This window comes from Piscinibacter lacus, from assembly GCF_016735685.1.
GTDB classification, from domain to species: domain Bacteria; phylum Pseudomonadota; class Gammaproteobacteria; order Burkholderiales; family Burkholderiaceae_C; genus Aquariibacter; species Aquariibacter lacus.
This window is the reverse complement of the sequence record NZ_JAERRA010000001.1, coordinates 2,045,962-2,062,097: the sequence shown is the minus strand read 5'-3', so window position 1 is coordinate 2,062,097 and position 16,136 is coordinate 2,045,962. Positions and strand designations below refer to the sequence as shown.

At 73.1% G+C, this 16,136-nt stretch carries 15 protein-coding genes; 9 read left to right on the top strand and 6 right to left on the bottom strand.

The genetic code is table 11. The annotated features are described in order from the left end of the window. The first annotated feature begins 49 nt into the window (after positions 1-49). The 5 genes from JI742_RS09275 (at position 50) to JI742_RS09255 (ending at position 4,594) form a co-directional block, all read left to right on the top strand. Positions 50-685 (top strand): thermostable hemolysin, encoded by a 636-nt coding sequence (locus JI742_RS09275; protein WP_201825834.1) that lies wholly within the window; start codon positions 50-52, stop codon positions 683-685. After that, the gene (locus JI742_RS09270) at positions 682-2,322 is read left to right on the top strand and encodes an AMP-binding protein (protein ID WP_201825832.1); all 1,641 of its coding nucleotides are present in this window, start codon (positions 682-684) and stop codon (positions 2,320-2,322) included. Before JI742_RS09275 ends, JI742_RS09270 begins: the two co-directional genes overlap by 4 nt. Positions 2,323-2,402: 80 nt before the next feature. Then, entirely contained in the window at positions 2,403-3,092 is a 690-nt protein-coding gene (locus JI742_RS09265; RefSeq protein ID WP_201825830.1) for an iron-containing redox enzyme family protein, read from the top strand. Continuing rightward, on the top strand, positions 3,089-3,910 hold the full coding sequence (locus JI742_RS09260; protein ID WP_201825828.1) for an SDR family oxidoreductase: 822 nt from the start codon (positions 3,089-3,091) through the stop codon (positions 3,908-3,910). The genes JI742_RS09265 and JI742_RS09260 overlap by 4 nt, the downstream gene beginning before the upstream one ends. A gap of 33 nt (positions 3,911-3,943) precedes the next feature. Continuing rightward, positions 3,944-4,594 (top strand): tetratricopeptide repeat protein, encoded by a 651-nt coding sequence (locus JI742_RS09255; RefSeq protein WP_201825826.1) that lies wholly within the window; start codon positions 3,944-3,946, stop codon positions 4,592-4,594. A 57-nt stretch (positions 4,595-4,651) separates the two neighbouring features. Here JI742_RS09255 and JI742_RS09250 read toward each other — a convergent pair whose 3' ends face one another. Then, positions 4,652-6,016, bottom strand: coding sequence for an ATP-binding protein (locus JI742_RS09250; RefSeq protein WP_236676846.1), 1,365 nt, complete (start codon positions 6,014-6,016; stop codon positions 4,652-4,654). Next, positions 6,013-6,684 (bottom strand): response regulator, encoded by a 672-nt coding sequence (locus JI742_RS09245; RefSeq protein WP_201825823.1) that lies wholly within the window; start codon positions 6,682-6,684, stop codon positions 6,013-6,015. The genes JI742_RS09250 and JI742_RS09245 overlap by 4 nt, the downstream gene beginning before the upstream one ends. A gap of 76 nt (positions 6,685-6,760) precedes the next feature. On the opposite strand from JI742_RS09245, the gene JI742_RS09240 reads away from it, so the two are divergent. Continuing rightward, a complete protein-coding gene (locus JI742_RS09240) occupies positions 6,761-7,399 on the top strand; it encodes a GerMN domain-containing protein (RefSeq protein ID WP_201825821.1) in 639 nt (212 codons plus the stop codon). A 133-nt stretch (positions 7,400-7,532) separates the two neighbouring features. On the opposite strand, the gene JI742_RS09235 is transcribed toward JI742_RS09240, so the two are convergent. Further along, complete coding sequence (locus JI742_RS09235) at positions 7,533-8,771, bottom strand: PQQ-dependent sugar dehydrogenase (protein WP_286184142.1); 1,239 nt, start codon at positions 8,769-8,771, stop codon at positions 7,533-7,535. Between the two features lie 505 nt (positions 8,772-9,276). Here JI742_RS09235 and JI742_RS14135 point away from each other — a divergent pair. Then, on the top strand, positions 9,277-10,128 hold the full coding sequence (locus JI742_RS14135) for a GIY-YIG nuclease family protein (protein ID WP_201825819.1): 852 nt from the start codon (positions 9,277-9,279) through the stop codon (positions 10,126-10,128). A 102-nt stretch (positions 10,129-10,230) separates the two neighbouring features. On the opposite strand, the gene recJ is transcribed toward JI742_RS14135, so the two are convergent. Beyond that, a complete protein-coding gene (gene recJ / locus JI742_RS09225) occupies positions 10,231-12,021 on the bottom strand; it encodes a single-stranded-DNA-specific exonuclease RecJ (RefSeq protein WP_201825817.1) in 1,791 nt (596 codons plus the stop codon). Positions 12,022-12,028: 7 nt separating this feature from the next. Continuing rightward, the gene (locus tag JI742_RS09220; RefSeq protein ID WP_201825815.1) at positions 12,029-12,988 is read right to left on the bottom strand and encodes a hypothetical protein; all 960 of its coding nucleotides are present in this window, start codon (positions 12,986-12,988) and stop codon (positions 12,029-12,031) included. Between the two features lie 91 nt (positions 12,989-13,079). Here JI742_RS09220 and JI742_RS09215 point away from each other — a divergent pair, with 91 nt between their 5' ends. After that, positions 13,080-14,351, top strand: a complete 1,272-nt coding sequence (locus JI742_RS09215; protein ID WP_201825813.1) for a lipoprotein-releasing ABC transporter permease subunit — start codon at positions 13,080-13,082, stop codon at positions 14,349-14,351. A 1-nt stretch (position 14,352) separates the two neighbouring features. Beyond that, positions 14,353-15,039, top strand: a complete 687-nt coding sequence (locus JI742_RS09210; RefSeq protein WP_201825811.1) for an ABC transporter ATP-binding protein — start codon at positions 14,353-14,355, stop codon at positions 15,037-15,039. 19 nt (positions 15,040-15,058) lie between these two features. Here JI742_RS09210 and JI742_RS09205 read toward each other — a convergent pair whose 3' ends face one another. After that, positions 15,059-16,090 (bottom strand): TraB/GumN family protein, encoded by a 1,032-nt coding sequence (locus tag JI742_RS09205; protein ID WP_201825809.1) that lies wholly within the window; start codon positions 16,088-16,090, stop codon positions 15,059-15,061. Positions 16,091-16,136 lie beyond the last annotated feature (46 nt).

Sequence of the window (16,136 nt, the reverse complement as noted above, 5' to 3'; positions counted from 1 at the left end):
GCCCGGCCGCTTAAGGCCCGGCTAATCCCCGGGGCGGACCATGCCCGACATGCAAGCCGCCACCCGCCCCTGCCTTCCCCTGAGTTCCCCGGACCGTGCCGAGCTGTGCGAGCACGGCCCGGACGATCCGCGCCGTGCCGAGGTGGAGGCCTGCATCCGCCAGGTCTATGCCCAGCGCTTCGGCGCCCGGGTCGAGCGCTTCGCGCCGCGCCTGCTGGGCCTGCGCTCGACGGTGGATGGCACGCTGCTCGGCGCGGCTGGCTACCGATTCGCCGACCAGCCGCTCTACCTGGAGCGCTACCTCGATGCGCCGGTCGATCAACTGCTGGGCGAACACGGCCCGCAGCGGCCGCCGCGCGCCGAGATCGCCGAGATCGGCCACCTGTGCGCCCTGCGGCCGGGCGACGGCCTGCGGCTCATCCCCGCCGTGGCCGCCCACCTGCATGCCGCCGGCGTGCGCTGGGCCGCTTGCACGCTGACCGAGGAGCTGCGCCGGCTCTTCCTGCGCCTGGGTCTGGCGCCGGTGGCCCTGGGCTCGGCCGACCCGGCCCGGCTGCGGCCCGAGGAACGCGCGGCCTGGGGCGACTACTACAGCCACCATCCGGTCGTGATCGCCGGCCGCCTCCAGCCCGCGGTCGAGCGCTTGCAGGCCGCCGCCGCCGCCCGCCCGGGCCGCCTGGCATGAGCGCCCATCCCCTGCTGCCCGCCGCCCTGCACACGCCGGCCGGCTGCTGGACGGCTGCCGCCCTGGCCGATGCCGCCGGGCAGATCGCCCGCCGCCTGCGCGAGCAGGGCGTGCGCGTGCTCGCCACCCAGCTCGACAACGGCGCCGCCTGGCTGCTGGCCGAAGCCGCTGCTGCCCAGGCCGGCATCGTCCACGTGCCGCTGCCGGCCTTCTTCAGCGCCGACCAGCGCCGCCACGCCCTGCAAGCCGCCGGGGTCGACACGCTCTGGCTGCCGGCCGGCGCGCCCACGCCGCCCGGCCTGCCCACCGTCGACCTGCATCTGCCCGCCGGCCCCGGCGCGCCCGAGGCCATCGAAGGCCGCTGGCTGCTGGGCCTGGCGGCAGGCCGCAGCGCGCCCGCGGTGATGCCGCCGGGCACCGGCCTCGTCACCTTCACCTCGGGCACCACCGGCCAGCCCAAGGGCGTCTGCCTGGCCCGCGATCGCCTGGCCGCCGTGGCGGCCGGCCTCGCCCAGGCCACGGCCGACCTGCCGCTGCAACGCCACCTGGCCGTGCTGCCGCTGGCCGTGCTGCTGGAGCAGGTGGCCGGCACCCTGGCGCCGGCCGCACGCGGTGCCGAGCTGCTGCTGCTGCCCTTGGCCGAGCTGGGCTGGAGTGGTTCCTCGCGCTTCGACCCCGCCCGCCTGCAGGCCGCCGTGCAGCGCCACCAGGCGCACAGCCTGATCCTGCTGCCGCAGATGCTGCGCGCCTGGACGGCCTGGCTGGCAGCGGTCGGCCGCCGGGCGCCCGACAGCCTGCGCTTCGTCGCCGTCGGGGGCGCGGCCGTGGGCGCGGCCACGCTGGCGGCGGCCCGCGCCGTCGGCCTGCCGGTCTTCGAGGGCTACGGCCTGTCGGAGGGCGGCTCGGTCCAGACCCTGAACCTGCCCGGCGCCGATGCGCCCGGCAGCGCCGGCCGCCCGCTGCCGCACACCCGTCTGCGCCTGGCGGCGGATGGCGAGGTCGAGGTGGCCGGCACCGGCCTGCTCGGCTACCTGGGCGAAGCCGAGGCCCGCCCGGCCGAGGCCTGGTGGCCGACCGGCGACCTCGGCCGCCTCGATGCCGCCGGCCACCTGTGGATCGCCGGTCGCAAGAAGCAGGTGCTGATCACCGCCTACGGCCGCAATGTTTCGCCCGAGTGGGTCGAGTGCGCGCTGCAGGAAGCCGCCCCCGGTGGTCGCCCCGTCATCGCTCAGGCGGTGGTCTTTGGCGAGGGCCAGCCGACCCTGTCGGCCGTGCTGTGGCCGCTGCCCGGGGCGGCGGAAGACGAGGCCGCGCTCGACCGCGAACTTGCCGCCGCCGTGGCCCTGGCCAATGCCGGCCTGCCCGACTACGCCCGCATCGGCCGCTGGCTGCGCGCCCGCGAACCCTTCGATGCCGCCAGCGGCCTGGCGACCGACAACGGCCGCCCGCGCCGCGCCGCCATCGCCGCACGCCATGGCGCGGCCCTGGGGCTGGAAGGCGACGAGTCCGCCGCGCCGCAATCCGAAGCCCCGTCGGCCACCCGGTCGGCGGCCCCGCCCCGCCCGACGGCCGACGCTTGCCCGGCGGCGCCCCCTACCAGCCACACGACCGGCGCCCCCACCGGCGTCGCAGCCTGAACCGCCCGCCCGCTTCCGATCACGGCCTGCCCCGCGGCCCTGCCCGCGCCCCTCACCCCGCCTCCTCGGCCTCGACCGCCATGACCGAACGCTTCCACGCCACCCTGCTCGCCGCCACCGCATCCGAGCGCCAGGCCCTGTTCAGCCAGCCCTTGATCCTGCGGGCGCTGCGCGGCGAGGTCAGCCGGCCGGCCTACCGCGACTTCCTGCAGCAGGCCTACCACCATGTGCGCCACACCGTGCCGCTGCTGCAAGCCTGCCGCGCCCGCATCGCCGCCCGCGCCGACACGCGCCTGGCCTGGCTGCTTCCCGCCCTCGACGAATACATCGAGGAAGAGTCCGGCCACGAGCAGTGGATCCTCGACGACATCGCCGCAGCCGGCGGCGACCGCGCCCAGGCCGAAGCCAGCCTGCCCGGCCATGCGGCCGAGGTGATGGTGGCCTATGCCTACGACCAGATCGCCCGCGGCAATCCGCTGGGCTTCTTCGGCATGGTGCTGGTGCTCGAAGGCAGCAGCGTCGCGCTGGCGCTGAATGCGGCCGACCGCATCCAGCAGGCCCTGGACCTGCCCGATGCCGCCTTCAGCTACCTGCGCTCGCACGGCACGCTGGACCAGGAGCACACCGCCCACTTCGAGCTGCTGATGGACGACATCGACGACCCGGCCGACCAGGCCGCCATCGTCCATGCCGCGCGGCGCTTCTACCGGCTCTACGGCGCGGTCTTCGCCGAAATCGCCGCCACCGCCGACATGCTGGAGGCCGCATGAAGCTCGATCAGGCCCGTGCCCTGCTCACCGGGGCCGCCGGCGGCATCGGTACCGAAGCCGCCGAGGCCCTGGCCCGCCGCGGCGCCCGGCTGCTGCTGGTCGGCCGCCGTGCCGAGCCGCTCGACACCCTGGCCCGCGCGCTGGGCCAGCGCCACGGCCGCAGCGCCGGCGCGCTGCGGCCCGGCGAGCTGCCGCCCGACATCGCCTGGCTGGCCGCCGACATCACCCGCCCCGAAGACCAGGCCCGCTGCGCCCAGGCCGCCGAGGCCTGCGGCGTCGATCTGCTGATCCACAACGCCGGCCAGCCGGCCTTCGGCCGTTTCGAGGCGCTGGACGCCGAGCGGCTGCACGCCCTGATCGCCGTCAACCTGCTCGCGCCCATGCAGCTCAGCCTGGCCCTGCTGCCCGGCCTGCGCCGCAAGCCGCAAGCGGCCATCGTCGCCATCGGCTCGGCCCTGGGCCGGCTGGGCCTGCCCGGCCATGTGGCCTATGGCGCGAGCAAGGCCGGCCTGCGCGGCTTCTGCGAAGGCCTGCGCCGCGAGCTGGCCGACACCCCGGTGCGCGTGCAATACCTCGGCCCGCGGGCCGTGGCCACCGGCTTCAACAGCCCCGCGGCCGAGGCCCACCGCATCGCCAGCGGCAGCCGCGCCGACCCGCCCGCCGAAGTGGCTCGGGCCCTGATCGCGCTGATCGAGCGCGGCGAGGCCGAGCGCCACCTCGGCTTTCCCGAGCGCCTGGCCGGCCCGATCAACGCCTTCCTGCCCACCCTGCTCGACGGCCCGCTCGGCCGCCAGGCCCGCAGCCTGCCGGCTGCCTGATCCGACCCATCCCCCCTCAAGGAAAGACCGCCCATGCAACGCCGCAGCGCCCTGCGCCACGCCCTGGCCGCCAGCTTCATCGCCCTCAGCCTCCTGCCTGGCTTCGCCCGGGCGGCCGACACCCTGGCCGACATCCAGCAGGGCTGGGAAGTCATCCGCTACCAGACCCCCGCCCGCCAGCGCGAGAAGGCCTTCGAGCAGCTTGCCGACCGCGCCCGCCAACTGCGCGAGGCCCAGCCCGGCCGGCCCGAGCCGCTGATCTGGGAAGGCATCGTGCTCAGCAGTTGGGCCGGCGAGAAGGGCGGCCTTGGCGCGCTCGGCCTCGTCAAACAGGCGCGCGGCCTGTACGAGCAGGCCATCGCCATCGACGCCCGCGCGCTCGACGGCTCGGCCCTGGCCAGCCTGGGCGTGCTCTATGCCAAGGTGCCCGGCTGGCCGATCGGCTTCGGCGACAAGACCCGCGCCCGGGAGCTGCTGCAACGGGCGCTGAAGATCAATCCGCAGGGCATCGACCCGCACTTCTTCTATGCCGAGCTGCTGGCCGACGAGGGCCAGAACGCCGAGGCCCTGGGCCATCTGGACCAGGCCTTGCAAGCCCCGCCGCGGCCCGCACGGCAGATTGCCGACACCGGCCGCCGCGAGGAGATCAAGGCCCTGATCGGCAAGCTGCAAGCCGCGCGCTGAAACGCAGGCCGCGGCGCGGCCCGGGGCCGGCGCGCCGCTGAACGGTGCGCCGCGCGCTCAGGCGCGCCGGATCTGCACCGCGAAGCCCGGGCCGTCGGCCCGCGGGCCCCACTGCACCGCCAGGCCATGCAGCGCGGCAATGCGCCGCACGATCGACAGGCCCAGGCCGCTGCCGCTGCCGGCCTGGCCTTCGGGCCGGTAGAAGCGGTCGCCCAGGCGGGCAAGCTGCTCGGGCGTCACGCCCGGGCCGCGGTCCAGCACGCTCAGCCGGCCGGGGCCGCCCTGCAGGGTGACGGTGCTGCCGCGCGGGGCGTGGCGCAGGGCGTTGTCCAGCAGATTGCGCAGCAGCACGCCCAGCAGGGCGGCATCGCCTTGCAGGGGCAGGGTGTCGGCGGCCAAGTCCAGCACCTCGATGTCCACCCCCGCGGCCTCGGCCTGCGGCCACAGGCCGTCGACCACGGTGGCGACCACGGCCGGCCAGTCCACCGCCTGCACCGGCCCCAGGTGTTCCAGATGCTCGACCCGCGCCAGCGCCAGCATCTGCTGCACCAGGCGGGCCAGGCGGTCCAGGCCCTGGCCGATCTTGTCGAGGCCGGCGCCGGGCGGGCCGCCCTGCAGCCGCGCGGCATCCCATTGCGCGCGCAGGCCGGCCAGCGGCGTGCGCAGCTCGTGGGCGGCATCGGCGGTGAAGCGGCGTTCGCGCGCCAGGGTGTTGTCGATGCGGGCGAACAGGCCGTTCATCGCCTCCACCAGCGGCCGCAGGTCGGGCGGCAGCTCGGCGGCGGGCAGCGGGTCCAGGCCCTGCGGGTCGCGCTGGGCCAGGGCCTGGCTCAGGCTGGCGAGCGGCTGAAGCGCGCTGCGCAGCGCCGCGCCCATCACCAGCAGCAGCAGGGGCAGCATCAGCAGCCAGGGCAGGATCTGCGCCAGCAGCAGGCCGCCGACCAGCTCGTCGCGCTCGTGCAGGCTCTGGCCCACGGCCACCAGCCAGCGGCCATGGCTGGATTGCAGGTAGTAGACGCGCCAGTCGGCGCTGCCCACTTGCAGGTCGCGGAAGCCGGCCGCGTCGGGCAGCCGCGGCAGGGTGACGCCCTCGCGGTCGGCCATCAGCACCTGGCCTTCGGCATTCCACACGGCCACGGAGAGGTCCTTGAGGTCCGCCGCGCCCGCCGCCGAGCCGGCCGGCGCGAGCGGCTCGGCGCCGCCCAGCGCAAGCTGGCCGATGGAGGCCGAGGGCAGCAGGGTCTGAACCTGCCGGGCGATGCGCACGAGCTGGCTGTCGAAAAGCTCGTCGATCTCGTTGTAGGCGCTGTGCACCGTGATCGCCACGGCCAGCATCCACACCAGCGGCGCCGCCACCATGGTGTAGGCCAGGGCCCGGGCGCGCAGGCCCAGGCCGGCATGCCAGCGTTGCAGGCGCTTCATGCCAGGTCCTCGGCCAGGCCCAGGGCATAGCCCAGGCCGCGCACGGTCTTCAGCAGCTTGGGATGCAGCTTCTTGCGCAGGTGGTGGATGTGCACCTCCAGCACATTGCTCTCGGCCGCCTGGTCCCAGCCGTAGAGCTTGTCGAGCAGCAGCTCCTTGCCCAGCACCCGCTGCGGATGGCTGAGGAAGAGCTCCAGCAGCGCCGTCTCGCGCGCCGTCAGCTCCACCGCCTGGCCCTGCCAGAAGGTGGTCTTGGCCTCGGGGCGGTAGCTCAGCGGGCCGTGCGTCCACACCGGCTCGCTGCGGCCGGCGACGCGGCGCCGCACGGCGCGCAGGCGCGCGGCCAGCTCGGCGGCGTCGATGGGCTTGATCAGGTAGTCGTCGGCGCCGGTATCCAGGCCGGCGATGCGCTGCTCCAGCGCGTCGCGGGCCGTCAGCACCAGCACGGGGGTGCGCCGGCCGGCCTCGCGCCAGCGGCCCAGCCAGTGCAGGCCGTCGCGGCCGGGCAGGCCCAGGTCGAGCACCACCGCGTCGTAGGGCGCACCGGCCAGGGCGGCATCGGCCTGCGGGCCGTCCGTGAACCAATCCACGACCAAGCCCTGGGCGCCGAGGGCGGCGGCCAGGCCGTCGCCCAGCAGGGGATCATCTTCGACCAGCAGGATGCGCATGGGCGCCGAGCATAGCGAGCCCGCCGCACTATCCTTGCCGCCACGGACCGGCTCCATCGCCCGCAAGGACCCACGCATGACGCATGCCCCCGCCCGCCCGATCGCCCCGACCGCTCCGGCCGCCCCGGCCGCCCCACCCCGCGGCCTGCCCGGGTGGCCCGCGCTGGCCTTGCTGCTGGCCTGCCTGGCGGCAGCCCTGCCCGGCCAGGCCGCCGAGCCCGCCGCCCGCGCCGAATCCACCATGGTGCTGAACCTGCACTTCCGCAACGAGCGCCTGGCCGACGACCCCGAGAACTGCGCCGAGGTCCATCCCGCCCAGCGCGTGCTGCCCGCCAGCCGCGGCGTGGGCCGCGCGGCGCTGAACCAGCTCTTCGCCGGCCCCAGCGAGCCCGAGCAGGCGGCTGGCTTCCGATCGCTGTTCTCGCCCGACACGGCCGGCCTGCTGCGCGATGTCCGCATCGATGCCGAAGGCACCATCTACGTGGACCTGCACGACCTGCGCGCCCAACTGCCCGGGGTGGACACCGCCTGCGGCCGCGTGCAGTTCATGGCCGAGGTGGAAGGCACGCTGCGCCAGTTCCGCACCGTGCGCCGCGTGGTGCTGGCGCTGGAGGGCGAGCCGCGCCGTTTCAACGATTGGCTGCAACTGCCCTGTGAGCCGGAGAAGGGCGCCTGCGAAGAGCCGCCCTTTCCGCCCCCCGCGGCCGTGCCCTGAGGCACGTTGCGGCAGTCCGCGGCACTTCATGTCACTTCACGGCACCCCGCGGCACTTCATGGCACTTCCTTGCACTTCGAGCCACCTTGAAGCCCCCTGAGCCCCACCGGCCGGGCGGCCGCGCCCGATCCGCCTACAGCTTCTCCACCCGCAGCAGCCGGCCGCTGTCGGGCTCGTCGGTCAGCACATAAAGCCAGCCGTCCGGCGCGGCGCGCACATCGCGGATGCGCGTGCCCGCATCCAGCCGCAGCTCGCGCAGCACGCGCGGCGCGCTGGCTGGGGCGCTGCTGTCCAGCTCCAGCCGCACCAGCACCTGGCCTCGCAGGGCGCCCAGCACCGGCTGGCCGGTCGCGCCCGGGTAGCGCTCCGGCCCGCCCGCGCCGCCCACAAAGGCCAGGCCGCTCGGCGCGATCGACGGCACCCAGGTGCGCAGCGCCGGCACGATGTCCTCGCGCGTCTCGGCCTGGCCGATCACCCGGCCGCTGCCGTACTCGCGCCCGTAGGTCACGGCCGGCCAGCCGTGGTTGCGGCCGGGCCGCACCCGGTTCAGCTCGTCGCCGCCCTGCGGGCCGTGCTCATGGGCCCACAGCTCGCCCGTCTGCGGATGCAGGGCGGCGCCCTGCACATTGCGGTGGCCGTAGCTCCAGACCTCCGGCGCCGCGCCGCCCTGCGCAAAGCTCGGGTTGCCCGGCGCCGGCTGGCCGTGCTCGTCCAGTCGGAGCACCTTGCCCAGATGGTGGCCCAGCACCTGCGCCTCCTTGCGGAAGCCGCCCCGGTCGCCCAGGGTCATGAACAGCATGCCCTGCCGATCCCACACCAGCCGCCCGCCGAAATGGTTGCCGCCCTGCACCTTGGGCGTCTGGCGGAACAGCACCGTCACCTCGCTCAGCTTGCCGGCTGCCAAATCCAGCCGCCCGCGCGCCAGCGAGGTGCCGGCCCGGCGCGTGTCGGCGCCATCCGACTCGGAAAAAGTCCAGTAAACCCAGCCGTTCTCGGCAAAGCGCGGATGCAGCACCACATCCAGCAAACCACCCTGACCATCGACCACCGCCGGCGGCAGCCCGCCCAGCGGGACTGACAGCGAGCCATCCAGCCCCGCCACCCGCATCGTCCCCGACCGTTCGGTGACCAGGAACCGCCCGCTAAAACCCTCGCCCGAGCCCGCACCCGGCAGCGGCGCCAGCCCCCAGGGATGGTCCAGCCCCTGCACCATCGTGCGCGCCACCAGCGCCCCGCGCGCCTCAATCGGCAGGTTCAGCGCCGGCTCCGCCCGCGCGCGGCGCCCCGGTGCCAGCGTGAGGAAACCGGCCCCCAGCCCGGTGAGGCTGGCGAGACCGGCGGCGAGGAGGAGGCGGCGGGATTTGGGGTTCATGTAGGTACTGTAGCGGCCGGGTCTTGGCCGAGGGTGGGGCGTGGGTTCAGGAGGGGTTGGGCGCTCTGCCTGACAGGGAGCGAATGGGGCTTGAGCGAACTCGGTGGGTTGCTACATTCCAACCACAGTACCTGAAGCGCATTGATGGTGCCTAGGTGATTGGGCTGATGAAACAGGATGAGACGTTGAGCATCTGCCCAACAACTTTCCCTACAAGGCAGCCGCTTTAGTATTCCTGCATGGTCGCCTCACGCATCTGTCATGTAGCATTGCTTTGGCAAGACCACGGGTTCAGCTAAGCTTGGCGACTGAGTTGTCTATCGCGCTGAACATCACCTCCGTCAGTGCGAGTTGGCTGATTCCTTAGTGGGCGATCTCGATCATTTGACCTTCATCGGCCTTGCACATTAGGCGGCAAAAACTGATCATCAAGCTGGTGCCCGTTACAAATTTCATAACGTAAATCAACTGGTGCAAGCACTCGACATGCAAAACGGAGAAATTAGTGGCTACCGCAACGATCAAGCTCTTCTTGGTTCATGGCGACCCAAAGCGTCTACGAACTGCCGAGCTTTCTAATTGGACAGGCAAAGCTGTCTCGGGGCCTCGTACCGAGTTCGAAGGTGTGCTTTCACGGGATGAATCTGAAAACTCAGGCATTTATTTTCTCACTGGAGCTGATACAGAAACCGGCAGGCCGGCGATCTACATTGGAGAGGCTGAGTGCATTCGAGAAAGAATAAAGCATCACAACGATAAAGACTTTTGGAACCAAGTCACGTTCTTTGTAAGCAAGGATGAAAACCTCACCAAGGCTCACATCCGTTACTTGGAGGGTAAGCTACTTGAGGCTGCAAAGTCCGCTGGCCGTGCTGTGGTTACAAATAGTCAAGGTAGCGGGTCCAAGCTTCCCGAGTCTGATCGTGGTGAGATGGAGGTTTTCCTCGAAAAAATGAACCAGTTACTTCCGGTGCTGGGCATTGATCACTTGGTTCCCTTGGCGGGAACGACATCGACGGACGCAGGCACAAGCCCATTACTTTTCTGTGAAATCAAGGGGCTTAAGGCTACCGGACTAAGAACCGCAGCCGGCTTTTTGGTCAAGAAGGGGTCCGAGGCGGTCGCAACAGAGCGGCCCTCGTCAGAGAAATGGCCGTGGACCCGCAATCTTCGTCAGAAACTCAAAGAGGAAGGCGCACTCGCGGAGGACAAAGACAGGTTAGTGTTCCTCAAGGACGTCGAATTTGCCAGTCCGAGCGCAGCGGCAGCAGTCGTTCACGGCGGTCATGCCAATGGACTTACTGCATGGAAGGATGCCAATGGCAAAAATCTTAAGGAATTGGAGGCTGTTGCCTAACTGGGTCGTCGCGCGTACTTGAACCTTGTTTCGCTTTTGTGGGCACTCCAGCATCACCGAAGCAGTATTCGATGGGAATGTTGGGTTCGCGCTCACGGATTGCTACGGACTTGAGTCCAAGCTCGCTACGCTCACCCCCTCCACCACCCACTGCACCCTCTCCCTCCCGTTGTACCGATCCACGTTGAGCCGGTAGGCCAGGCGCACGCGGGGGGGCAGGGCTTCGGTGTGGCCGAACCAGATGGCGTCGCGGCGCTGGCCGGCGTGGAGCAGGGTGAGCTTGCTGTGCTTCTCGGCCACGATGCGCTGTTGCAGCACCTCGACGGTGTCGGTGAAGACGGGGGCTTCGAAGGTCTGGCCCCAGACGGCGGCGTCCAGGGTGTGGGCGGTTGCCAGGGCGGTGGCGTCGTCGGCGATCCAGGCGGGGTCCAGGGGGCCGTCGGTCAGCAGTTCGCGGTGGAGCTGGCTCGGGTCCAGGCTTTCGGCGGCGACCTGGGCGAAGGCGGCGGCGAAGCGCGGGAAGCCTTCGGCCGGCAGGGTGGCGCCGGCGGCCATGGCATGGCCGCCGAAGCGGGTGAGCAGCTCGGGCTCTCGCTTGGCGACGAGGTCCAGCGCGTCGCGCAGGTGGAAGCCGGGGATGGAGCGGCCTGATCCCTTGAGCGCGCCGTCGGCCCCGGGGGCGAAGACGAAGGTGGGGCGGTGCAGGCGGTCCTTGAGGCGGGCGGCGACGATGCCGACCACGCCTTCGTGGAAGCCTTCGTCGAACAGGGCCAGGCCGGCGGGCGGCTCGGCCTGGCCGAGGCGGGCGAGCTGGGCGTCGAGCTGGGCTTCGGCTTCCTCGCGCATGCCGGCTTCCACCTCGCGGCGTTCGCGGTTGATGGCGTCCAGGCGCTGGGCCAGTTCGCGGGCGGCGGCGGGGTCCTCGGCCAGCAGGCATTCGATGCCGAGGTTCATGGTCTCCAGCCGGCCGGCGGCATTCAGCCGGGGGCCGAGGGCGAAGCCGAAGTCCTGGGCGCTGGCGCGGGCGGGTTCGCGGCCGGCCACGTCGAACAGGGCGGCGACGCCGGGCTGCATCTGGCCGGCGCGGATGCGCTGCAGGCCCTGGGCGACGAGGCGGCGGTTGTTGGCATCGAGCCGCACCACGTCGGCCACGGTGCCCAGGGCGACGAGGTCGAGCAGGCCGTCCAGCCGGGGCTGGGGGCGGTCGGCATAGCGGCCCTGTTCGCGCTGGGCGGCGCGGGTGGCCAGCAGCACGTAGAACATGACGCCGACGCCCGCGAGGGCCTTGCTGGGAAAGTCGCAGCCGGGCTGGTTGGGGTTGACGATGATTTCGGCCGGCGGCAGGTGCGGCGCGCCGTGCCGCAAGGCAGGCAGGTGGTGGTCGGTCACCAGCACCTTCACGCCGCGGGCCTGGGCGGCCTGGATGCCTTCGAAGCTGGCGATGCCGTTGTCCACGGTGATCAGCCAGTCCGGCCGGCGCGGGCCGGCGGCGGCCAGGGCCTGCTCGACGACGGCGGGCGAAAGGCCGTAGCCGTGCCGTGCGCGGTCGGGCACCACGTAGCCGAGCTGTTCGGGCCGGGCGCCCAGCAGGGCCAGGCCGCGCAGGGCCAGCGCGCAGGCGGTGGCGCCGTCGCAGTCGTAGTCGGCCACCACGAGCAGGCGTTCGCCCTGGGCGAGGGCGCGGGCCAGGGCGGCGCCGGCCTCGGCCGCACCGCGCAGGCGGGCGGGGGGGATGAGGTGTTGCAGGCTGGGGTCGACCTCTTCGGCGGCGCGCACGCCGCGGGCGGCATAGAGCCGCGCCAGCAGCGGATGGATGCCGGCCTGTTCCAGCGCCCAGGCGGGGCGGGGCTGGGCGGCGCGTTCGACCAGGCGGGGGGCGGCGGGCGCGTTCATGCGCGCCTCACAGCGCGGCCAGCACGGCGGCCGGCGCGGGCGCCTGCCAGCGGGCGCGCAGGCCCTGCAGCCAGCCGCGCGGGCGCGGGCCGAAGTGCGCGGCCTGGCGTTCGCCGCACAGCCACAGGCTGAGGGCCTGGCCGGCTTGCAGATCGGCCAGGGCCTGGGCCAGCGGGCCGGCGTCAAGCTGCTGCCAGGCGGCCTGCCAGGCGGCCACGTCCTGGGCCAGGCTGGGCGCGCGCAGGGCATCCAGGTGGATGACGCCGGGGGCCACTGGCTGCGGCTTGCCGCAGCCGCTGAGCCACACGCTGTTGACGACGGGCAGGCCGCGGGCCTCGCGGGCGGCATTGAGCGGGTGGGTGTAGAGCGTCATTTGCACCTCGGCCTGCAGGCGGCGGAAGCTGCGGGCGGCGCGGGCCTCGGGCATCCAGCGGTCGGGGTTGCGGCCGATCACGCGGTCGGGCGAGGCGGTGGCCAGGCCGTCCAGGTCCGGGTGCACCAGGAACCAGGCGGTCGGCCCGCCCCAGTGCAGGGCCCAGCCGGCGGAGCGGAACAGGGGCGCGATGGCGTCGAAGACTTCGCGGCCCGCGGCCTCGTCCAGGCCCAGGGCCTCGGGGTCGCCCATGCGGACATGCTCGCGGCCCACGGCCCAGTGCACGGGCTGGAGCAGGCCCCAGGCTTCGTCGGCCGAGGGCTGAAGGCCCAGCGCCCGGGCGCGGGCGGCGGCCAGGGGCGGGGGCAGCTCGGCCGACCCGCCCCAGGCGCGGGCCAGGGCGCGTTCGTGCGGGGGGATCGGGTCTTCGACTTCGCCGGGCTCGGTGGCCAGGCGGTCCAGCCGGCCCAGCAGGGCGGCCAGATGGGGCAGGGCGGGAGGCGGGGCCAGGGGCTCGCCGGCTTCGTCGGTGGGCCCGTTGCAGAAGGACAGGACGAGGGTGCGGGCGGCAGGCGCCGCGAGGGGGGAGGGCATGACAAGGATTATCCCGAGGGGCCGCGAGGGGGCTCGGTTAGCATCCGGCGCCCCTGATCCGCTTCCCAACCCAGCCTGCACCGCCGCCCCCATGTCCCTGCGCTTCGAATGGCCGTATGAATGGCGGGTGGGCTGGCGCTACACGCGCGCCGGCCGGGCCGGGCGCCGCAATGGCTTCATCAGCTTCATCTCGGGCGTGTCGGTGCTCGGCATCGCGCTGGGCGTGGCGGCGCTGATCATCGTGCTGAGCGTGATGAACGGCTTCCAGAAGGAGGTGCGCGACCGCATGCTGGGCGTGATCGCGCATGTCGAGCTGATCAGCGCCGATGGCGAGGCCCTGGCCGACTGGCGCGCCCTGGCCGCCGAGGCCCGGCGCGAGCCGGAGGTGATCGGCGCCGCGCCCTTCGTGGCGGCGCAGGCCCTGGTAGGCCGCGGCGAGACGCTGCGCGGCGCCATCCTGCGCGGCATCGATCCGGCCGAGGAGCCCGCCGTCACCCCGCTGGCCGCGCAGCTCGCCGCCCGGGGCGAGCTGGCCGCGCTTCAGCCCGGCGCCTGGCAGGTGATCCTGGGCAGCGAGCTGGCGCGCAGCCTGCGCGTGATGCCCGGCGAGCCGGTGACGGTGGTCACCCCCAGCGGCCAGGTCACGCCGGCCGGCGTGGTGCCGCGCATGAAGCAGATGAACCTGGCGGGCACCTTCTTTGCCGGCCACTTCGAGTACGACAGCGCGCTGGTGCTGATGCACATCGACGATGCCGCGCGGCTCTTCCGCACCCAGGGCCCCACCGGCGTGCAGCTCAAGCTGAAGGACGCGCAGTCCGCCCGCGCCGTGGCCGAGCGCCTGGCCGACCGGCTCGGCCCGCAGGTGCTGGTGCGCGACTGGACGCGCAGCAACGAGAACTGGTTTGCCGCCGTGCAGCTTGAGAAGCGGATGATGGCCATCATCCTCACCCTCATCGTCGCGGTGGCGGCCTTCAACCTGGTCAGCACCCTGGTGATGACGGTGACCGACAAGCGCGCCGACATCGCCATCCTGCGCACCCTGGGGGCGAGCCCGCGCTCGATCATGGGCATCTTCATCGTGCAGGGCGCGACGGCCGGGGTGATCGGCACGCTCTCCGGCCTGGGCCTGGGCCTGCTGGTGGCCTGCAACATCGATGTGATCGTGCCGGCGCTGGAACGCCTGTTCAATGCCAGCTTCCTGCCCGGCAGCATCTACCTGATCAGCCGCATGCCCAGCGATCCGCAGTCGGCCGACATCGTGCCGATCGCGCTGATCTCCCTGGCACTGGCCTTCCTGGCCACCCTCTACCCGAGCTGGCGCGCAAGCCGCGTGCAGCCCGCCGAAGCCCTGCGCTACGAGTGAGATGAGCGATCCCGTGATCGAGGCCCGCGGCCTCAGCCGGCGCTACACCGAGGGCGGCCTGGACGTGGCCGTGCTGCACGGCGTGGACCTGCGCCTGCAGCCCGGCGAGACCCTGGCCGTGGTCGGGGCCTCCGGCTCGGGCAAGAGCACCCTGCTGCACCTGCTGGGCGGCCTGGACCGGCCGAGCGCCGGTTCGGTGGCCCTGGCCGGCCGCGCCTTCAACGGCGAGGGCGCCCACCTGACGCCGGCCGAGCAGGGGGCCTGGCGCAACCGCCAGCTGGGCTTCATCTACCAGTTCCACCACCTGCTGCCAGAGTTCAGCGCGCTCGACAACGTGGCGATGCCGCTCGCCATCCGCCGCATGCCGCGCGCCGAGGCCCGCGCCACGGCGGCGGCCATGCTGGCCGAAGTCGGCCTGGCGGCGCGGCTGGAGCATCGTCCGGCCGAGCTTTCGGGCGGCGAGCGCCAGCGGGTGGCGGTGGCGCGGGCCCTGGTCACCCGGCCGGCTGCGGTGCTGGCCGACGAGCCGACCGGCAACCTGGACCGCGGCAGCGCCGAGACGGTCTTCCAGCTCATGCTGAAGCTGGCGCGCGAGCGCGGCACGGCCTTCGTCGTCGTCACCCACGACGAGAGTCTGGCCGCCCGATGCGACCGCCTGCTGCGCTTGCAGGCCGGCCGGCTGGTCTGAGCGCGGCTGCGGGCCCGGCTCAGCGCACCCGCTGAACCGACCAGCCTTCGGCCGCCAGCAGGGCGGGCAGGCCCCGGTCGCCCCAAAGGTGCAGGGCGCCGACGGCGACGAACACCCCGCCGGCCTTCAGCTCGGGCGCCATGGTGCGCAGCATGCCCAGGTTGCGCTGGTGCACCAGGCGCTCGACCAGGGCGGCATGGGCCGCGGCCAGCACGGCATCGTCGCGCGGGCCGGGCTGTTGCAAGTCGGCCAGGCCGTTCAGGTCTTCGTCCAGGTAGAGCTGGATCAGGCCCTCGATCGCGGCCTGGGTGCGGTCATGCCGCAGCGCGACCGATTCCAGCAGCTTGAGCTGTTGCGGCAGGGGCAGGCCGTCGAGGGCATCAAGCTGCTGGGCCAGGGTTTCGAGCGCGGCCACCGGCCGCCGCTCGCGCAGCGCGCGGTTGAGGATGGCGCGGTCCAGGATCTCGCCGATCGCCCGGGCCGGCTGGTTCAGGAAGAGGTAGGCCGCCCAGGGCTTGAAGCGGCCGGCCACCTCGGGCGGGATGCCGTAGCGGTCGCGCAGCAGGCCGATCACCGTCTGGCCCAGGGCCGGGCCGGTGAGGGCTTGCAGGCTTTCGCCCTCGGGCAACTGGGTGGCCTGCTGGAAGGCGCGGGCGTCGTCCGCGCTCGGCAGCAGCTCCAGCATCAGCAGGCGCGCGCCGGCCAGGGCCTCGCGCAGCGGGGCGACCTGATCGAGCCGTTCGATCAGCCGCCGGTCGTCGATGTGCAGGGTGCCGTAGAGAAAGCTGGGCGCGCCCTGGCCGTCGGCCGCCTGCACGCGCCAGAGCAGGCCGCGCTCGACCGGCGCCAGGCGGGGCGCGGCGGCGGCCGGCGCGCTGGCCGCGGTCGCCGCCGAGGCGGCCTCGCCCGCAGGCTGCACGGCCTGGGCCTGGGCCAGGCCGCCGGCCAGCAGGCCCAGCCAGGCCAGCCGGCGCAGGCCGGCCCGCAGCCGCCCGGCAAGCTGGCGGGGGAACGCGAACGATGGCGGAAGACAGGCGGGCAGGGCAGGCATGGGAAGGCGGGGCAGGCAGCCGGTCAGGGCGTCAGGGATGGAAGCG

Coding starts and splice junctions, on each gene's coding strand:
- JI742_RS09275 (WP_201825834.1), top strand. CDS start 50: ATGCAAGCCGCCACCCGCCCCTGCCTTCCCCTGAGTTCCCCGGACCGT.
- JI742_RS09270 (WP_201825832.1), top strand. CDS start 682: ATGAGCGCCCATCCCCTGCTGCCCGCCGCCCTGCACACGCCGGCCGGC.
- JI742_RS09265 (WP_201825830.1), top strand. CDS start 2,403: ATGACCGAACGCTTCCACGCCACCCTGCTCGCCGCCACCGCATCCGAG.
- JI742_RS09260 (WP_201825828.1), top strand. CDS start 3,089: ATGAAGCTCGATCAGGCCCGTGCCCTGCTCACCGGGGCCGCCGGCGGC.
- JI742_RS09255 (WP_201825826.1), top strand. CDS start 3,944: ATGCAACGCCGCAGCGCCCTGCGCCACGCCCTGGCCGCCAGCTTCATC.
- JI742_RS09250 (WP_236676846.1), bottom strand. CDS start 6,016: ATGAAGCGCCTGCAACGCTGGCATGCCGGCCTGGGCCTGCGCGCCCGG.
- JI742_RS09245 (WP_201825823.1), bottom strand. CDS start 6,684: ATGCGCATCCTGCTGGTCGAAGATGATCCCCTGCTGGGCGACGGCCTG.
- JI742_RS09240 (WP_201825821.1), top strand. CDS start 6,761: ATGACGCATGCCCCCGCCCGCCCGATCGCCCCGACCGCTCCGGCCGCC.
- JI742_RS09235 (WP_286184142.1), bottom strand. CDS start 8,771: ATGAACCCCAAATCCCGCCGCCTCCTCCTCGCCGCCGGTCTCGCCAGC.
- recJ (WP_201825817.1), bottom strand. CDS start 12,021: ATGAACGCGCCCGCCGCCCCCCGCCTGGTCGAACGCGCCGCCCAGCCC.
- JI742_RS09220 (WP_201825815.1), bottom strand. CDS start 12,988: ATGCCCTCCCCCCTCGCGGCGCCTGCCGCCCGCACCCTCGTCCTGTCC.
- JI742_RS09215 (WP_201825813.1), top strand. CDS start 13,080: ATGTCCCTGCGCTTCGAATGGCCGTATGAATGGCGGGTGGGCTGGCGC.
- JI742_RS09210 (WP_201825811.1), top strand. CDS start 14,353: ATGAGCGATCCCGTGATCGAGGCCCGCGGCCTCAGCCGGCGCTACACC.
- JI742_RS09205 (WP_201825809.1), bottom strand. CDS start 16,090: ATGCCTGCCCTGCCCGCCTGTCTTCCGCCATCGTTCGCGTTCCCCCGC.